The following is a 16,596-nucleotide window of genomic DNA, read 5'->3' as shown; positions in this document are numbered from 1 at the left end:
CGCTGTGCAAAAGATCAAAGTACTGTGCGTCGACGATTCGGCGCTGATCCGCAGCCTGATGACCGAGATCATCAACGGCCAGCAGGACATGACCGTCGTGGCGACCGCGCCCGACCCGCTCGTCGCGCGTGAGCTGATCAAGCAGCACAATCCGGACGTGCTGACGCTCGACGTCGAAATGCCGCGCATGGACGGCCTCGATTTTCTGGAAAAGCTGATGCGTTTGCGGCCGATGCCGGTGGTGATGGTGTCGTCGCTGACGGAACGCGGCAACGAAATCACGCTGCGCGCGCTTGAACTCGGCGCGGTCGATTTCGTCACGAAGCCGAAAGTCGGCATCCGCGACGGCATGCTCGAGTATTCGGAAAAGCTTGCCGACAAAATCCGCGCCGCGGCCCGCGCACGCGTGCGCCAGGCCGCGCCGGTTCACCACGCGGCGCACGCGTCCGCCGGGGCCGCACATGCGCCGGCCGGCAACGCGCCGCTCTTCAATAATCCGCTGCTCAGTACCGAGAAGCTGATCATCGTCGGAGCATCGACGGGCGGCACCGAAGCGATCCGTGAAGTCCTCGTGCCGCTGCCGCCCGATGCGCCCGCGGTGCTGATCGCGCAGCATATGCCGCCGGGTTTCACAAAATCTTTTGCGCAACGCCTCAATGGTTTGTGCCGAATTACCGTTAAAGAGGCAGAGCACGGCGAACGTGTGCTGCCCGGACATGCGTACATCGCACCTGGTCACGCGCATTTGCTGCTCGCGCGCAGTGGCGCGAACTACATCGCCCACCTGTCGGACGAGCCGCCGGTGAACCGGCATCGGCCTTCGGTGGACGTGCTGTTCCGCTCCGCCGCGCAACATGCGGGCAAGAACGCGGTCGGCGTGATTCTGACCGGAATGGGACGCGACGGCGCGGCCGGGCTGCTGGACATGAAAAAGGCGGGGGCGTACACCCTCGCGCAGGACGAGGCGAGCTGCATCGTGTTCGGCATGCCGCGCGAAGCGATTGCACTCGGGGCGGCGGACGAGATCGCGTCACTGCCGGAGATGAGCCGGCGCGTGATGGCGCGCTTGTCGTCGATGGGCGATCGGGTTCAGCGGGTATGACGCCGCCCGGCACGAATTGAGGCGCGAGTTCGCAAGCGCTGGTTTGAGGCGTCGATTAACTGCAATGAAGCGCCGCACCATGAATCATGCAAAGGGAATGAAATGGATAAGGGAATGAAGATTCTGGTAGTTGACGACTTTCCGACGATGCGCCGGATCGTTCGCAATCTGCTGAAAGAGCTCGGGTACGGGAACGTCGACGAAGCGGAAGACGGTCAGGCCGGTCTCGCGCGTCTGCGTGGCGGCGCCTTCGACTTCGTGATCTCCGACTGGAACATGCCGAACCTCGACGGTCTGGCGATGCTCAAGGAAATCCGCGCCGACGCCAACCTCTCCCATCTGCCGGTGCTGATGGTGACGGCCGAGTCGAAGAAGGAAAACATCATCGCGGCGGCGCAAGCCGGCGCGAGCGGTTATGTCGTCAAGCCGTTCACGGCCGCGACGCTCGACGAGAAGCTGAACAAGATTCTCGAAAAGATGGCGAAAGCCGGGAGCTGACGTGACTCTGCCGACCCAAGCGCCTGGCGCCGAGGCGGTCAACGAGAACGGCGACCTCGCGTCCGACCGCATTCTCGCCCGCATTGGCCAACTGACGCGCACGCTGCGCGACTCGATGCGTGAACTCGGGCTCGACAAACATGTCGAGCGCGCGGCCGAAGCCGTGCCCGATGCCCGCGACCGTCTGAAATACATCGCGACGATGACCGAACAGGCCGCCGAGCGCGTGCTTTCGTCGATCGACGTCGCGAAGCCGATCCAGGAACAACTGCATAAAGACGCGAACGAACTCGACGCGCGCTGGGAGCAGTGGTTCGCGGCGCCGATCGAACGTGCGGAAGTCCGCGCGCTGATGACCGACACGCGCGCATTCTTGCGCGGCGTGCCCGACGCGACCAGCGCGACCAATGCGCAGCTGATGGAAATCATGCTGGCGCAGGACTTCCAGGATCTGACCGGCCAGGTGATCAAGAAGATCACGGACGTCGTGTACCTGATCGAGCAGCAACTGCTCGGCGTGCTGGTCGAGAATATCGCGCTCGAACGGCGCGAGCAGTTCGCGGCGAACGCGGCGGCGCTGGCGGCGGAGCCGTCGTCGACGGGCAGCCCCGAACATCTGCTGAACGGTCCGCAGATCAATCCGGAAAGCAAACCGGATGTGATGCAGGATCAGTCGCAGGTCGACGATCTGTTGGCGAGCCTCGGTTTTTGACCCGTCGGGCGGCCTTTAAAAAAGCCGCCAGATCCAAGGCAGTAAGCATAAGTAAGGTCGAGTCAGCCGCACGTTCGCGAGCGGTTGACTGTCTGTCGACACAAACCACAGGCATACTACGGGCTCAAGCAGCGGCACGGCGCTTCGGGAAAACACTTACCGGCCGGTCGCACGGTGAGGTCAACATTACCTCGCACGGGCGATCGCGGCAGTGCCGTATGATCTGCGTAAATGCAGCCGGCTCGCGCAAAGCAGGAGGCGCGAGGCGAGTTGCAGTCTGGGAGGAGCCTCGACATGTGGAGTTGTGTACGTCGCGCCGGGATTGTCACGGCGCTAGCATTACCCTTTTCCTTATCGACCATGCAGTCCGCTTATGCAGGACTCGGCGGCGCGCCAATGACGCCGCCGGCGGATGCGTCGGTTTCATCGCGCACGGTACAGCCTGCCGGCGCCAGTCAGGGTGTTGCGCATTCCGCTACCACCGCCGCTTCGGCCAGCGCTTCGGATTCTTCAGCGTCGACCCCGGCCGCTTCGTACACCGTGCGTGAAACCACGTTCGGCAACGGCACGGTCGTGCACGAATATCTCGCCGCCGACGGCTCCGTGTTCGGCATCGCGTGGCATGGCCCGCAATTGCCGAACCTCGACGACCTGCTCGGCAGCTATTTTCCGCAGTACGTTGCCGGCGTGAAAGCCGCGCGCGCGGCGCGCGGCGGCGGCCACGGACCTGTCACGGTCGCCCAGAGCAGCCTCGTGGTGCATTCCGGTGGCCATATGGGCGCGTTCCGCGGCCAGGCGTACCTTCCTCCCGCGCTACCCGCTGGCGTCAGCGGTTCCGACATCCAGTAATGGCGAGGACGACGATGCGAACCATGCTTAGTACTATCACGCCCAAAAACTGGGTTCAGGCCATGGCGGCCGTGTTGCTGCTTTCCGTGCTGACCGCGTGCGGCGGGGGTGGGGGCGGCGGAGGCGGTGGAGGCGGCAGCAGCAGCTCCGGCTCCAGTTCCGGCAATAGCAACCCGAACGCCCTGAACGGCGGCTCATTGCCCGCGAGCCCAACCCAGCAGCCGATCGCTGCAACGGCGGCGAACACCACGCCGATTACGGTCGGGACCGGCGCAAACAGCGTCATCAACATTCCGACAGTGAGCGTCACGATCTGTCAGCCCAACACGAACACGAATTGCCAGACCATCAATAACATTCAGGTGGACACGGGTTCGTTCGGCTTGCGAGTGGTCGGATCGGTGCTGAATGCATCGCTGCTCAACACGCTGACCAACGTGACCACCAGCACTGGCGCACAGGTGGCCGAGTGCGCGACGTTCGCCGACGGCTACACGTGGGGCTCGGTGCGTAACGCCACCGTCCGGATTGGCAGCGAAACCACCACGGCGCCTGTGCCGCTGCAGATCATCGGCGACCTGGGCACGGCTTCGGTGCCAAGCGGCTGTGGCAGCGGCTCGGCTGAAAATACGGTCAGCGACCTGGGCGCCAACGGCATTCTCGGCATCGGCACGGCACCGTACGACTGTGGTGTGACCTGTGCCAATGCCACCACGGCCGCGACCTACAGCAACTACTACGCGTGCCCGAACGGCACGTCATGCCAGCGGACCGCGGTGCCGCTCGTCCAGCAGGTGACCAACCCCGTCACCAAATTTGCCACAGACAACAACGGTGTCATCGTCCAGATGCCGCCAATCTCGAACACGGGGCAGGCGTCGGCGGCCGGCACGCTGGTCTTCGGGGTCGGCACGCAGTCAAACAACACGTTCGGCGGGACGCAGAAGTACACGACCGACAGTTACGGCGACCTGAACAACAGCGTGTTCAACGGCGCGCCAGTGCAGGCGTTCCTGGACTCGGGTTCGAATGCGTACTTCTTCTCCGATAGCACGCTCGCGCTGTGCGGCAGTAATTATTCGGGCTTCTATTGCCCGACCTCCGCGCAAACCCGGACAGTGACGCTCTCGGGCGAGAACAGCACCGTCACGGGAACCCAGAGCATCGGCATCCTGAGCGCGTCCACCTTGTTCAGCAATGGCAGTAACTACGCGTTCAACGACCTCGCGGGGCAGATCAGCGGCAACAGCAGCTTCGACCTCGGTTTGCCGTTCTTCTATGGGCGTTACGTGTACTACGGGATCGACCAGACCCTGCTCGGCGGCGCGCAGTTGCCGTACGTAGGCTTCTGATTACCGAGTCCCCGACCGGCGCGTGAATCGCCGGCGCCCGCGCCAATGCGCGTGGGCGCCCGGTGCGCCGGTCGTTTCATCCCTCGAAATACCCCCCTTTCTCCGCCCTTATCCGCCGATCGGCGCTTGCGTCGAGCAGGAATAATCGCTCTCACTGAAAAGAGGCATCGTGCCTCGGCCGACTGGAGAGCGTTTGTGGCAGAGGATAGCGACCTCGAAAAAACCGAATCAGCCACTCCCCGGCGCCTGCAAAAGGCGCGCGAGGAAGGGCAGATCGTGCGTTCACGGGAGCTGTCCACGTTTGCACTGCTGGCGGCGGGCTTCTTCGGCGTGTGGGGCATGTCGGGCAGCATCGGCGACCATCTGGAGAGCATGCTGCGCGAGGCCCTCACGTTCGATCACGGCGCGGTGTTCGAAACCCGCCGGATGATGATCGGCGCGGGCGCCGCGAGCCGCGAGGGCCTTTACACGCTGCTGCCGATACTCGGCTTTACCGGCGCCGCTGCGCTGCTTGCGCCGATGGCGCTCGGCGGCTGGCTGTTTTCCGCGAAAGGGCTCGAACCCAAGTTCGACCGCCTCAATCCGATTGCCGGTCTCGGCAAGATTTTTTCGATCAACGGTCCCATCCAGCTCGGCATGTCGCTCGCGAAGACGCTGGTGGTCGGCGTGATTGGCGGCACCGCGATCTGGAACCGTCGCGAGGAGATTCTTGCGCTCGCCACGCAGCCGCTGCAAATCGCACTCGCCAATACGACGCACCTGATTGCGGTGTGCTGCGGGATGACGGTGGCGGGCATGTTCGTGGTAGCCGCGATGGACGTGCCGTACCAGCTCTGGCAGTTCCACAAGAAACTGCGCATGACCAAGGAAGAGGTGAAGCGCGAACACCGCGAAAGCGAAGGCGATCCGCACGTGAAGGGCCGGATTCGCCAGCAGCAGCGCGCGATTGCTCGCCGCCGCATGATGACCAACGTGCCGAAGGCCGACGTGGTGGTGACCAACCCGACGCACTTCGCCGTTGCGCTGCAATACACCGACGGCGAAATGCGCGCACCGAAGGTGGTCGCCAAGGGCGTGAACCTGGTGGCCGCGCGGATTCGCGAGATCGCCGCCGAAAACAATGTGCCGTTACTCGAAGCGCCGCCGCTCGCGCGGGCGCTCTATCACAACGTCGAGCTGAATCGCGAGATTCCGGGCCCGCTGTATGGCGCGGTGGCCGAAGTGCTCGCGTGGGTCTACCAGTTGCGGCGCTTCAAGACCGAAGGCGGCGCCGTGCCGATGGCGCCGACCGGCCTCGACGTGCCGCCCGAACTCGACAAGGGCGGCGTATCGGACGATGAAGCCGATCAGGAAGCCGCCGACACCCTCAACCCCGCTGTAAATTCAGATAACGACGACACCTCAGGAGCCTCCGCATGAACGCTCGCGCCGGTATCCTCGCTCGACGGCCCGACGCCTTGAGCAGCACCAATTTGCGCGCCCTCGCCGGGCCGGTGCTGATCTGCATGATCCTCGGCATGATGATCCTGCCGTTGCCGCCGTTCCTGCTGGATCTGCTGTTCACCTTCAACATCGCGCTTTCCGTGATGGTGCTGCTCGTCAGCATGTACACGATGAAGCCGCTCGACTTCGCCGCCTTCCCGAGCGTGCTGCTGTTCTCGACGCTGCTGCGCCTCTCGCTGAACGTGGCGTCCACACGGGTCGTGCTGCTCGAAGGCCACACTGGCCCCGACGCGGCCGGTCAGGTAATCGAGTCGTTCGGCCACTTTCTCGTGGGCGGCAACTTCGCGGTCGGTATCGTCGTCTTTATCATTCTGATGGTGATCAACTTCATGGTGATCACCAAGGGCGCGGGGCGGATCGCGGAAGTGTCCGCGCGCTTCACGCTCGACGCGATGCCCGGCAAGCAGATGGCGATCGACGCCGATCTGAACGCCGGCCTCATCAACGAGGAACAGGCCCGCAAGCGCCGCGCGGAAGTCTCGCAGGAAGCCGAGTTCTACGGCTCCATGGACGGCGCGAGCAAGTTCGTGCGCGGCGACGCGATCGCCGGTTTGCTGATCATGGTGATCAACATCTTCGGCGGTTTGATCGTCGGAATGGTTCAGCACGGCATGGACTTCGCGTCCGCGGGCAAGAACTACACACTGCTGACGATCGGCGACGGCCTCGTCGCGCAGATTCCGTCGCTCGTGATTTCGACCGCCGCGGGCGTGATCGTGTCCCGTGTGGCGACGAACGAAGACATCGGCACGCAGCTTACCGGCCAGCTATTCACGAACCCGCGCGTGCTGATGATCACGGGCTGCATTCTCGTGCTGATGGGTCTGATTCCCGGCATGCCGCACTTCGCATTTCTGGTGCTCGGCGGCGGTCTGATCCAGCTCGGCCGCACGATGAAAAAGCGCGCCGCGGAACGCAAGAACACCAACGCGCTCGTCGATGTCGCGCCGGCCGCGATCGCGCCGGTCGAAAACACCGAAGCAAGCTGGGACGACGTGACGATGATCGACACGCTCGGCCTGGAAGTGGGCTACCGGCTGATTCCGCTCGTCGACAAGAACTCGGACGGCGAACTGCTCAAGCGGATCAAAAGCATTCGCAAGAAGTTTGCGCAGGAAATCGGTTTCCTGCCGCCGGTCATTCATATTCGCGACAACCTGGAATTGCGTCCGAACGGCTATCGCATTGCGCTGAAGGGCGTCGAAGTGGGCGTCGGCGAAGCGTTTCCGGGCCAGTGGCTCGCCATCAATCCGGGGCAGGTGTCCGCCGCGCTGCCGGGCACGCCGACGCAAGACCCGGCGTTCGGTCTGCCGGCCATCTGGATCGACACGAATCTGCGCGAACAGGCGCAGGTGTACGGCTACACGGTGGTCGACTCGAGCACCGTCGTGGCGACGCACCTGAATCACCTGGTCGTCACGCATGCGTCCGAACTGCTGGGCCGCCGCGAAGTGCAGGCACTGCTCGAACGCATGCAGAAAGACACGCCGTCGCTCGTCGACGATCTGGTGCCGAAGACGCTGCCGCTCACCACGCTGCAGAAGGTGCTGCAAAACCTGCTGGAAGAAGGCGTGCCGATCCGCGACATGCGCACGATCCTCGAAGCGCTGTCCGAACACACGCCGAAGGTCACCGACGCCCACGATCTGACCGCTGCCGTGCGTCTCGCGCTGGGTCGCGCGATCACGCAGCAGTGGTTCCCCGGCACCGGCGACATGCAGGTAATGGGCCTCGATTCGAACCTCGAACGGGTGCTGTCGCAAGCGCTTTCGACGGGCACGAATCCGGGCCTCGAACCGGGCCTCGCGCACACGTTGCTGACTGAAACGCAGAAGGCGATGACGCGTCAGCAAAACCTCGCGCTCGCGCCCGTGCTGCTCGTACAGCATGCGTTGCGGCCGATGCTCGCGCGCTTCCTGCGCCGCAGCCTGCCGCAGTTGAAGGTGCTGTCGTATGCGGAAGTACCCGATACGCGCAACATCAAGGTCGTCAATCTGATCGGCGCGCGCGGCTAGCCTCGCTGTTTCAGCGGATAGTCAGCGCGGCTTTGAACCATGCCACGCGTTTTTACCGGCGCTCTTCGAGCGCCGGTTTTCATTTTGTACGTCTGGTCGCCACGCGGCGCGCAGCTCGCCGTACGCGCCTGCCGGGTCGGCGTGCCGAATGACGTCGTGTAAAGCCGGGTTTGATAAAGACAGGTGGCAAACGTGCGGCGCGTTTCCATCGTTCGAATTGCCCAGTTTTAACGGTCTTTATCCATCGATCGTCGCTCGACGTGTTTCGCAATAATGATCTCAATGGGAAGCGGTATATCGCCGGTCCGTTAGTCCGTTTTCTTCGTCGGGGGTCCAGCTTGAACATTCGTAAATTTGTCGGTGCTACCAGTCGTGATGCGCTGCGTCTCGTGCGCGAAGCTTTGGGCGCGGATGCAGTCGTGCTGTCCAATCATGTAATGGGCGACGGCAGTGTCGAAATCGTCGCCCTCGCCGACAGCGACCTCGCCGCCATCACGCCGAAGGTTCCACGCCATGGCGCCGGCACCCCGCAAGCCATGCCGATGAACGCCGCCGCGCAAGCCGCGAGCGCGACGCCGCGTGCCATGCCCGCCGCGCAGCCGATGCAGGGCAATCCGTACGCGAGCGGGATGCCCGACGTGTTCTCGTCGGTATTCGGTGCGAGCCCGGAAGCGGGCGGCGATAGCACCGGGAACGCGCTGAACGCGGACTCGAACGACGACGATAGCGAAGACGAATCCGCACCGGGCGCTGCTCCTGCTGCCGCGCCGAAGGCCGCGTTGCCGGGTCTGCCAAATGCGCAGCCGGTTGCGTCCAGGTCCGGCGCCGCGCATGGCGCGCAGCCCATCACGATTGAGAAGTCGAGCGCGCGTGCTGCTGCAACGCGTCTCACCGACGACATCCGCGCCGATCTGCTGAAGGCCGCCGGTGTCGCGACGGGCACGGCGAGGCCGTCGGCGGCTGCCGCTGCCGCCGACATACCGCGTACGATGGCCGAATCGAATCCCTGGCTGATCGATCACGCCCGCCGTATCGCCGGGCAGCAGGAAGACGGCGAGCACAGCGCGCGTCCTGCGATGACGCCGGCCGCCGCGATGGCAAGAGGCCTTGGCTCCGCCGTCGAGCCGCGTATGAGCGCAGCGCGCTTTGCCGCGCCGCAGGCCGCCGACGCGCCCGACTGGGCCCGCGAAGCCGCGCAGGTTGCCGCCCGCCGCGCCGCGCAAAAGAACCCGCCCGCCGCCGCCCCGGTTTCGAGCGACGACAGCCGCTCGCCGGCCTCCGTCGCCGAAGCGATCAAGGCACGCATGGAGCAGGTGGTCAACGACACCGTGATGAGCGAACTGTCGTCGATGCGCGGGATGATGGAAGAACATTTCGCCGGTCTGATGTGGGGCGATCGTCAACGTCGCAACCCGACGCGCGCGTCGCTCACCAAGCGCCTGTTCGCTGCCGGCTTCTCGGCGCAGCTCGTGCAGATGATGGTCGACAAGCTGCCGGACGAGGTCGACAACCTCGACGGCGGCATGGACTGGGTGCGCTCGGTGCTCGAATCGAACCTGCCGGTGATGGAAGACGAAGACGCGCTGATGGAGCGCGGCGGCGTGTTCGCACTGATGGGCCCGACAGGCGTCGGCAAGACCACGACCACCGCCAAGCTTGCCGCGCGCTGCGTGATGCGCTTTGGCGCCAGCAAGGTGGCGCTCCTCACCACCGACAGCTACCGGATCGGCGGTCACGAACAACTGCGCATCTTCGGCAAGATCCTCGGCGTCTCGGTACACGCGGTGAAAGACAGCGCCGATCTGCAACTCGCGCTCTCCGAACTGCGCAACAAGCACATCGTGCTGATCGACACGATCGGCATGAGCCAGCGCGATCGCCTCGTGTCCGACCAGATCGCGATGCTGTGCCGCGCGGGCCAGCCCGTGCAGCGTCTGCTGCTGCTGAACGCAACCAGCCACGGCGACACGCTCAACGAAGTCGTGCAGGCGTACCACCGCGCGCCGGATCAACAGCCGCTCGCCGGCTGCATTCTGACCAAGCTCGACGAGGCCACCAATCTGGGCGGCGTGCTCGATACGGTGATCCGCTACAAGCTGCCGGTGCATTACGTGTCGACCGGTCAGAAGGTGCCGGAAAACCTGTACGTGGCGACAAAGAGATTCCTGATCAAGAGCGCGTTCTGTATTCCGCGCGATCACTCGCCATTCGTGCCGCAAGAAGACGACATTCCCGGGTTGCTGTCCGCGCTGTCCGCGCGCTCCACGGCTGAATTGCACGAGGTCCGCTTTGGATAAGCTCATTCGGGATCAGGCGGAAGGACTGCGGCGCATGCTGGCGCGTGCCGGCTCGCGCGTGATCGCGGTGACCGGCGGCTCGGCCCGCGTCGGCTGTACGACGACGGTGGTGAACCTTGCCGCCGCACTCGCCCAGCAAGGCAAGGACGTGCTCGTCATCGACGAATGCCTCGGCGAGCGGTCAGTCGGCATGATGCTCGGCGGCCTGCGTGGCGCGGGCAGCTTCGCGGCGGTGATGCGCGGCGACATGACGCTCGAAAGCGCGGTTGCGCAACACCCGCTCGGATTTTCCGTGCTGGCCGCGCCGCGCCCGAACCGCGAAGGGTACACGCCCGCGCAGTTCGGTGTGGTGCTGCACGGCTCGGCCGACGTCGTGCTGATCGACGCGCAACTCGACCCGCAGGGTCATCTGTCGCCGCTTGCCGCGCAGGCGCATGACGTGATGATCGTCACGCGCGTCGCCGCGCAGGCGATCACCGACGCTTACGCGTGCATGAAGCGTCTGCACTACGCGCACGCCATCGCGCAGTTCCGCGTGCTGGTGAACCACGTGCAGAGCGTGGAGGACGCGCATACCGCTTTTGCAAACCTGGCCGGCGTGGCCGGGCGCTACCTGACCGTGGCGCTGGAAGACGCCGGTTGCATTGCCGCCGATGTGCGGATGGCGCGAGCCCAGGAGTTGTCGCGTTGTGTCGTCGATGCATTTCCGTCGACACCGGCTGCGCGCGACTTCCGGCATCTCGCAGCCGAATTGCAGTACTGGCCGATGCGGCCAGCGATGTCGTCGCAAACGCCCTGGATGGCGCCTGCGACCGTTACAGCGGCGCAACACGCCGACCAACCGTCTGCGCAGCACGCCTGAGTGGCGGCACAAGGACAAGGGGAGCACGATGTATAACGCTCAGGGAAAAATTTCCCAGGCCGAAGTTCTGACGAAGTACGCACCGCTCGTGCGCCGCCTCGGCTTGCAACTCGTCGCCAAGATGCCGGCGAGTGTCGATCTCGACGATCTGATCCAGGCCGGCATGATTGGTCTGCTGGATGCGGCAAGCCGCTACAAGGAAGATCAGGGCGCGCAATTCGAGACTTACGCGAGCCAGCGGATTCGCGGCGCCATGCTCGACGAGCTACGCAGCAACGACTGGTTGCCGCGCAGCTTGCGGCGCACGTCGCGCGAAGTGGAAACGGCGGTGCACAAGGTCGAACAGAATCTGGGCCGTTCGGCAAGCGAAACGGAAATTGCCGATCATCTCAAGATGCCGCTCGACGAGTATCAGTCGATGCTTCAGGATCTGCACGGCAGCCAGCTGATCTACTACGAAGACTTCGACCGTTCCGCCGACGACGAACCGTTTCTCGACCGTTACTGCGTCGATCATTCGGACCCGCTGTCGGCGCTGCTCGACGACAGCCTGCGCTCGGCGCTCGTCGAGGCGATCGACCGTCTGCCGGAACGCGAAAAGCTGCTGATGTCGCTGTACTACGAACGCGGCATGAATCTGCGCGAAATCGGCGCGGTGATGGAAGTGAGCGAATCGCGGGTGTGTCAGCTGCACAGCCAGGCAGTGGCGCGCTTGCGCACGCGCCTGCGTGAAATGGCGTGGGCAAACGCCGAGACGACCTGAAGCGGATACGCGCGGTGGCTGGGTAAGGTCAGGCGGTGGCGAGGCGTTTGCCAGGCGGCGCTTGAGCGGAACTCGGGCCGCGGGCCGACGAGAGTCGGGCGGCGGTCGGACGAAAGTCGGGCGAAAGTCGGGCGAAAGTCGGGCGGCGCGATATGCGTCCGCGTGGCTTGCCGCACTGTCAGGCGTCAGCCATTCCGTGTTCGGCAGCCACCGCTAGCTTCGGCGGCCACCGTCAGCCAGGCGGTGCGCGACATCACGCGCGCTTGCGCGCAGGCGTCGATTTCATACGCCAGCGCGTCGGTCAGCGAGACGTCGATGCGTGCCGCCCGCTTCAAGGCGGTAACGTTGCGCGTGGCATGACCCCACCACCCGGAATCCGTATTGTCGAGGTTCCGACGATGCACCGCGAGCGACTGCCATCCGCCGGTAGTCCCTCGTCGAGCAGCAGCATCCAGATGCTCTTCGACCGCCGCCTTCGCTTTCGCGTAGGCTTCTTCCTGACGATCAGCCAGCTGAAAAGCCGCCGGATATAACCGGCACACCCGCGTCAAGGCCGCCTGCTTCGGGATGCCATCAGGTATGCGAGGTCGCGAGTCGGCTTCGACCCAGTTCATCGACACGCGTGCCTGAAAGACAAAAGGGCTCGTCAGATGACGAACCCTTTCCCAACCCTCTGAATCACAAGCCGAACCGCGTGCCAACCGGCCGCGCGGTCAGGGCTTTTTCACACCGCGGCGCGCGCCGGGATACGGCCGTCCGGTCCGTAGAACCCGACCTTTTGCGGCACGGCAACCTGCAGCGCCGTCAGAGCCCGCTGGTTGTAGTCCATGCGCACACGGATCAGTTCGCCATTGCTGGTATTGGTGCGCTTCGCACGGTCGGCGGCTTTTTGCAGCAGCGACCATTGATCGGCGATCCGGGCGTCGGACGCCGCGGCCAGTTCCATGCCGGACCAGCCGCGAGGCAGGCCCATTTGCGCGAGCAGTCCGTCGCGCGTGGCTTCCAGCTTGGCGAGCGCGCCGATCAGTTCGGTTTTCTGCTCGACGATCGACGGCAGCAGCTCGAGCGGTGACAACGCGGTCAGCGCTTTGGTTTCGAGCTTGAGGATCGAGGCGAATGCCTCGACGGCCGAATATTCCTCGGTGAGAGTGGCAAGCAGGGCGTCTTTCATGTCAACAACTCGCTGAACACGACGGCTCGCGCAGATGCCACGAGCCGGGTTGGTCGAATGCCGCCCGGCACTTCACCGTACTTCGATGCGTCGATCAGTTGCCGGTCGACGAGGTTTTGCTGCTCAACAGGTCGCGTGCGGTGTTCAGCACGCCGTCGGCGATCTTGCCGGAGTCGATCTTCAGCGTGCCGTCCTTGATGGCCTGCTTGATCGACGCGACATGCGCCGTATCGATATCGGCCGAGCCGGACGCCGCGAGACTGCGCAGATGCTGCGACAGACCCGACAGGCTGACGCTGGCGTCGCCCGAACCGCTGGTAGGAGTCGGCGAGGCAGTGCTCGCGGTCTGCGCGCTGGTGTTCGCGGTGCTCGCGTCGCCTGGTTGCGAGCGGGACACAGCGTCTTTCAACGTCGGCAGATTCGGATTGGATGAGGAATCGACTTTCACGATGGGCTTCCTGAACGATTTGATCCTGATAACGGCAAGCGCCGATCAAAACTTTAGCGCAATCGTTCGAGGATTGTCCTTGCAATTCAAGCCGTTCCGGCCCTTTGAGTCGTTCGGGAGCGCTCGCGCGGCCCGTGTCATTCGTGCAGGCGCCGGCGGCGGGGCGCCATGCGCTCGATGACGCACGCATCGCGTTGCCGCTGCCCGGATGCCGCCGTGTCACAGCTGGATCTCCACGGTGGCGCCGTCCTTCACGATGCCGGAAATGATCTGGCCGTTGGCCGTCTTCACCCGCACCTGCTGACCCGGCGACGCATTGTTCATTGCGCTGCCTTCGGCGGAAATCGCAAAGCCTTCGCCCGCCGCGACCACGCGTACCGTCTGTCCGATCGACACCGCCGACGCGCTCCTCAGCATGTCGCGGCGTAGCGGCATGCCGCCGGCGACCCGCGTGAGCGTGACCGAGCCGATGGCCTGCGAAGGGTCCGTCACGATGGCCTGCGGCAGTCCGGCCAGGTCGCCGTCGCGCGCAACCAGATCGGCGGCGCTCAGGACTTCGCCGGGTGCCATTGCGCGGGCGGCGAGATAGTAGGTCGCGTGCAGCGAGATGCGCGCCTGCAGATAGATCGTCCATGGATGCTCGCCGGCGCAGCGCACGCCGACGGTGGTGCGGCCCCACAGGCGCGCGCCGCTCGGCATGAACGGCACAAGGCCCGTGCATGCCGCAAGGCCGCGCGGAAAGGCGGCCGCGACGCTGATCTCGACGGTGCCGGGCAAGCCGGTGGACTGCTGTTGAAGGAACGCAAGCGCAACGCTGCGGATCGCTTCGGGGTCTTGCTGACCGGGCAGCGGCGCCGACGGCGTCCCCGCGACGGCGCGTGCGACAGGCTGTGCGACGGCGCGTGTAACGGGTTGAGCAACGGTTTGAGCAACGGGTTGTACACCGGGTTGACCAACAGCTTGCGCGGCGGTCGGCGCGAGCTGGCGCGGTGCAGCCATACGGCCGACGGCGGAGGGCACCGGCGTTACCGTCGCTACGGTGGAATTGGGGGCGAGCGCCGCGCGCGTGACGATCGGCTTGCCGTTCGCGCCCAGTTGCGGCGGTTCGCCGCGCGAAGCCAGCGTATCGAAGCCAGCGGACGCGCTCATCGGCGCATTGGCGGCGACCGGCTGTACGCCAGCGGCCGGACGCGCGCCGTTCTGTGGCGACGCCGGCGCAACCACCACCGGCACGACATCACGCGAGCCCGGCACGATGTTGACGCGCGCGACGGCTTGCGCGCCATAGGCGTTCGGATGGGCCGCGCCCGGCGCGGGAAGGGTCACGACGCCATTCGCGTCGGGTTTGAAGCTGGTGCGGATCATCTGCGGCGCGGCGGCGGGCTCGGCCGTGCCTGGAATGACGATCGAGCCGCTGCCATTGGCGGCGCGCGTGAAGGCGTCGGCGTCGCGCGCTGACGAACCCGGCGTCAACGACTGTGCGGTCGCGGCGGCGAGCGTCGCGGCGGACCCTGCACGTTGGGTCGGTGCGGCTTGCATATGTTCGGCCAGCGCAGCCAACGCGGCCGGATTCTGTTCAGCCGGACCGGGAATGACGATCGGACCGCTGCCTGCTTCCTGCGCTCTCGTCGCGACCGGCACCAGCACGATGCCGCCCGCGACCCACAGCGTCATGCTTGCAAAAAGGCGCATCAGCAGACCCGGTTGGCGGCGCGCGCCAGCCACACCCATGCGCTGCGCCGCCGCGCGGTGCGCGTGGTGCGTCGGGTCGTAGGTGAGCTGGTTCATCGCGGTTCTCCACAAATGCATCGGTACGCCTTGCATTCTAGTGAGCGCCTCCTTTGCGCAAACGTTGAATAGAAGCCCCCTTTCCCGGTTATTCGTCCGATTGGTACTTGCGTGCCGCCCATAAGATGCTCCTCATGCAAAAAGGCCTTCCCGCCTGACGCAGTCCTCAAGCGAGGTCCGCACGGGAAGCCTCGGGAACGTTCTCCGGAGATTCTTATGCTGGACAAACTCGATGCCGAATTCGCCTTTGGACGCCAGGCGCTCGATGTACGCGCTTATCGCCAGGAATTGCTGTCGTCGAATATCGCGAATGCCGACACGCCCAACTACAAGGCGCGTGACGTCGACTTCGCCACATCGCTTGCCGGTGCGTTGAAAAAGACCACGGGCGGCGCGGGCACCGCGGCGTCGAACAGTTCGACGCTCGCGATGACGCAGCCGGCCGGCGTGACGAGCGGCATGTCGATGGTGTCGACCGAGCCGGGCCACATGGCCGGCAAGGCGACGCTCACGCCGACCGGCGGCACGTCCGACGACTACGGCAACCTGCAGTACCGCATTCCGACTCAACCCGCGCTCGACGGCAACACCGTCGACATCGACACGGAACGCGTGCAGTTCGCGGACAACACGCTTCATTTCGAATCGGGAATGACGGTGCTGTCCAACCAGATCAAGACGATGTTGTCGGCGATCCAGTCGGGCTCCTAAGAAGCCACGGCGACAGACTCGGCAGTACGAAAAAACAATCGCTACGGGAATTAACGTGAAGCCGGTCGAACCGGCGGTAGCTGGAGAGGTGAAGAGAGATGTCATCCCTGATGAATATTTTTGGTGTTGCAGGCTCCGCGATGTCGGCGCAATCGCAACGGCTCAACGTGACGGCGTCGAACCTCGCCAACGCGGACAGCACCACGGGACCGGACGGCCAGCCGTACAAGGCCAAGCAGGTGGTGTTCGCGGTGAACCCGCTCGGCGGCGCGCGCAGCGCGTCCGGCCAGCAGGTGGGCGGCGTGCAGGTGACCGGCGTGATCGACGATCCGACGCCGATGAAAACCGCCTACGACCCGAGTAACCCGGCTGCCAATTCGGACGGTTATGTCACGTTGCCGAACGTGGACCCGGTGCAGGAGATGGTCAACATGATCTCGGCTTCGCGCTCATATCAGGCGAACGTTGAGACCCTGAACACCGCCAAGACATTGATGCTGAAAACGCTCACGATCGGAAACTGAG

General features: G+C 64.8%; 16 protein-coding genes. 12 read left to right on the top strand and 4 right to left on the bottom strand.

What is annotated here, in order from left to right; translation table 11 throughout:
* Window positions 1–4: 4 nt before the first annotated feature.
* The 10 genes from AAGS40_RS14680 (at window position 5) to AAGS40_RS14635 (ending at window position 11,953) form a co-directional block, all read left to right on the top strand.
* Window positions 5–1,102 carry a chemotaxis response regulator protein-glutamate methylesterase gene (locus AAGS40_RS14680; protein ID WP_345812203.1) on the top strand — a complete coding sequence of 366 codons (1,098 nt, stop codon included), beginning with the start codon at window positions 5–7 and terminating at the stop codon, window positions 1,100–1,102.
* Window positions 1,103–1,204: 102 nt separating this feature from the next.
* Window positions 1,205–1,600, top strand: a complete 396-nt coding sequence (gene cheY / locus AAGS40_RS14675) for a chemotaxis response regulator CheY (protein ID WP_345812202.1) — start codon at window positions 1,205–1,207, stop codon at window positions 1,598–1,600.
* A 1-nt stretch (window position 1,601) separates the two neighbouring features.
* Window positions 1,602–2,312 (top strand): protein phosphatase CheZ, encoded by a 711-nt coding sequence (gene cheZ, locus AAGS40_RS14670; RefSeq protein WP_345812201.1) that lies wholly within the window; start codon window positions 1,602–1,604, stop codon window positions 2,310–2,312.
* 294 nt (window positions 2,313–2,606) lie between these two features.
* Window positions 2,607–3,161: a DUF2844 domain-containing protein gene (locus AAGS40_RS14665; protein ID WP_345812200.1), complete on the top strand. Its 555-nt coding sequence runs from the start codon at window positions 2,607–2,609 to the stop codon at window positions 3,159–3,161.
* 14 nt (window positions 3,162–3,175) lie between these two features.
* Window positions 3,176–4,513: a DUF3443 domain-containing protein gene (locus AAGS40_RS14660; RefSeq protein WP_345812199.1), complete on the top strand. Its 1,338-nt coding sequence runs from the start codon at window positions 3,176–3,178 to the stop codon at window positions 4,511–4,513.
* 195 nt (window positions 4,514–4,708) lie between these two features.
* A complete protein-coding gene (gene flhB / locus AAGS40_RS14655; protein ID WP_345812197.1) occupies window positions 4,709–5,932 on the top strand; it encodes a flagellar biosynthesis protein FlhB in 1,224 nt (407 codons plus the stop codon).
* Window positions 5,929–8,031 (top strand): flagellar biosynthesis protein FlhA, encoded by a 2,103-nt coding sequence (gene flhA / locus AAGS40_RS14650; RefSeq protein WP_345812196.1) that lies wholly within the window; start codon window positions 5,929–5,931, stop codon window positions 8,029–8,031. Before flhB ends, flhA begins: the two co-directional genes overlap by 4 nt.
* A gap of 338 nt (window positions 8,032–8,369) precedes the next feature.
* Entirely contained in the window at window positions 8,370–10,328 is a 1,959-nt protein-coding gene (flhF, locus tag AAGS40_RS14645) for a flagellar biosynthesis protein FlhF (RefSeq protein WP_345812195.1), read from the top strand.
* Window positions 10,321–11,190, top strand: coding sequence for a MinD/ParA family protein (locus tag AAGS40_RS14640; RefSeq protein ID WP_345812194.1), 870 nt, complete (start codon window positions 10,321–10,323; stop codon window positions 11,188–11,190). Before flhF ends, AAGS40_RS14640 begins: the two co-directional genes overlap by 8 nt.
* Window positions 11,191–11,218: 28 nt before the next feature.
* Entirely contained in the window at window positions 11,219–11,953 is a 735-nt protein-coding gene (locus AAGS40_RS14635) for an RNA polymerase sigma factor FliA (RefSeq protein ID WP_345812193.1), read from the top strand.
* A 185-nt stretch (window positions 11,954–12,138) separates the two neighbouring features.
* Here AAGS40_RS14635 and AAGS40_RS14630 read toward each other — a convergent pair whose 3' ends face one another.
* From AAGS40_RS14630 to flgA, 4 genes are all read right to left on the bottom strand, one after another.
* Complete coding sequence (locus AAGS40_RS14630) at window positions 12,139–12,567, bottom strand: type II toxin-antitoxin system HicB family antitoxin (protein ID WP_345812192.1); 429 nt, start codon at window positions 12,565–12,567, stop codon at window positions 12,139–12,141.
* 110 nt (window positions 12,568–12,677) lie between these two features.
* Window positions 12,678–13,124, bottom strand: coding sequence for a flagellar protein FlgN (locus AAGS40_RS14625; RefSeq protein ID WP_345812191.1), 447 nt, complete (start codon window positions 13,122–13,124; stop codon window positions 12,678–12,680).
* Between the two features lie 94 nt (window positions 13,125–13,218).
* Entirely contained in the window at window positions 13,219–13,572 is a 354-nt protein-coding gene (gene flgM / locus AAGS40_RS14620; RefSeq protein ID WP_345812190.1) for a flagellar biosynthesis anti-sigma factor FlgM, read from the bottom strand.
* A 219-nt stretch (window positions 13,573–13,791) separates the two neighbouring features.
* Entirely contained in the window at window positions 13,792–15,360 is a 1,569-nt protein-coding gene (gene flgA / locus AAGS40_RS14615; RefSeq protein WP_345812189.1) for a flagellar basal body P-ring formation chaperone FlgA, read from the bottom strand.
* A 216-nt stretch (window positions 15,361–15,576) separates the two neighbouring features.
* Here flgA and flgB point away from each other — a divergent pair, with 216 nt between their 5' ends.
* Together flgB and flgC are read left to right on the top strand one after the other, a co-directional pair.
* The gene (flgB, locus tag AAGS40_RS14610) at window positions 15,577–16,071 is read left to right on the top strand and encodes a flagellar basal body rod protein FlgB (RefSeq protein ID WP_345812188.1); all 495 of its coding nucleotides are present in this window, start codon (window positions 15,577–15,579) and stop codon (window positions 16,069–16,071) included.
* A 98-nt stretch (window positions 16,072–16,169) separates the two neighbouring features.
* Window positions 16,170–16,595: a flagellar basal body rod protein FlgC gene (flgC, locus tag AAGS40_RS14605; RefSeq protein WP_345812187.1), complete on the top strand. Its 426-nt coding sequence runs from the start codon at window positions 16,170–16,172 to the stop codon at window positions 16,593–16,595.
* Window position 16,596: the final 1 nt, after the last annotated feature.

The organism is Paraburkholderia sp. PREW-6R, assembly GCF_039621805.1.
GTDB lineage: Bacteria > Pseudomonadota > Gammaproteobacteria > Burkholderiales > Burkholderiaceae > Paraburkholderia.
The sequence above is the reverse complement of the archived record's forward strand: the minus strand, read 5'-3'. Positions and strand labels throughout refer to the sequence as shown.

Excerpts from the sequence above, each read along its gene's own strand:
- cheY (WP_345812202.1), top strand. The coding sequence starts at position 1,205 with ATGGATAAGGGAATGAAGATTCTGGTAGTTGACGACTTTCCGACGATG.
- AAGS40_RS14665 (WP_345812200.1), top strand. The coding sequence starts at position 2,607 with ATGTGGAGTTGTGTACGTCGCGCCGGGATTGTCACGGCGCTAGCATTA.
- AAGS40_RS14660 (WP_345812199.1), top strand. The coding sequence starts at position 3,176 with ATGCGAACCATGCTTAGTACTATCACGCCCAAAAACTGGGTTCAGGCC.
- flhA (WP_345812196.1), top strand. The coding sequence starts at position 5,929 with ATGAACGCTCGCGCCGGTATCCTCGCTCGACGGCCCGACGCCTTGAGC.
- AAGS40_RS14635 (WP_345812193.1), top strand. The coding sequence starts at position 11,219 with ATGTATAACGCTCAGGGAAAAATTTCCCAGGCCGAAGTTCTGACGAAG.
- AAGS40_RS14630 (WP_345812192.1), bottom strand. The coding sequence starts at position 12,567 with ATGAACTGGGTCGAAGCCGACTCGCGACCTCGCATACCTGATGGCATC.
- AAGS40_RS14625 (WP_345812191.1), bottom strand. The coding sequence starts at position 13,124 with ATGAAAGACGCCCTGCTTGCCACTCTCACCGAGGAATATTCGGCCGTC.
- flgA (WP_345812189.1), bottom strand. The coding sequence starts at position 15,360 with ATGAACCAGCTCACCTACGACCCGACGCACCACGCGCACCGCGCGGCG.
- flgB (WP_345812188.1), top strand. The coding sequence starts at position 15,577 with ATGCTGGACAAACTCGATGCCGAATTCGCCTTTGGACGCCAGGCGCTC.
- flgC (WP_345812187.1), top strand. The coding sequence starts at position 16,170 with ATGTCATCCCTGATGAATATTTTTGGTGTTGCAGGCTCCGCGATGTCG.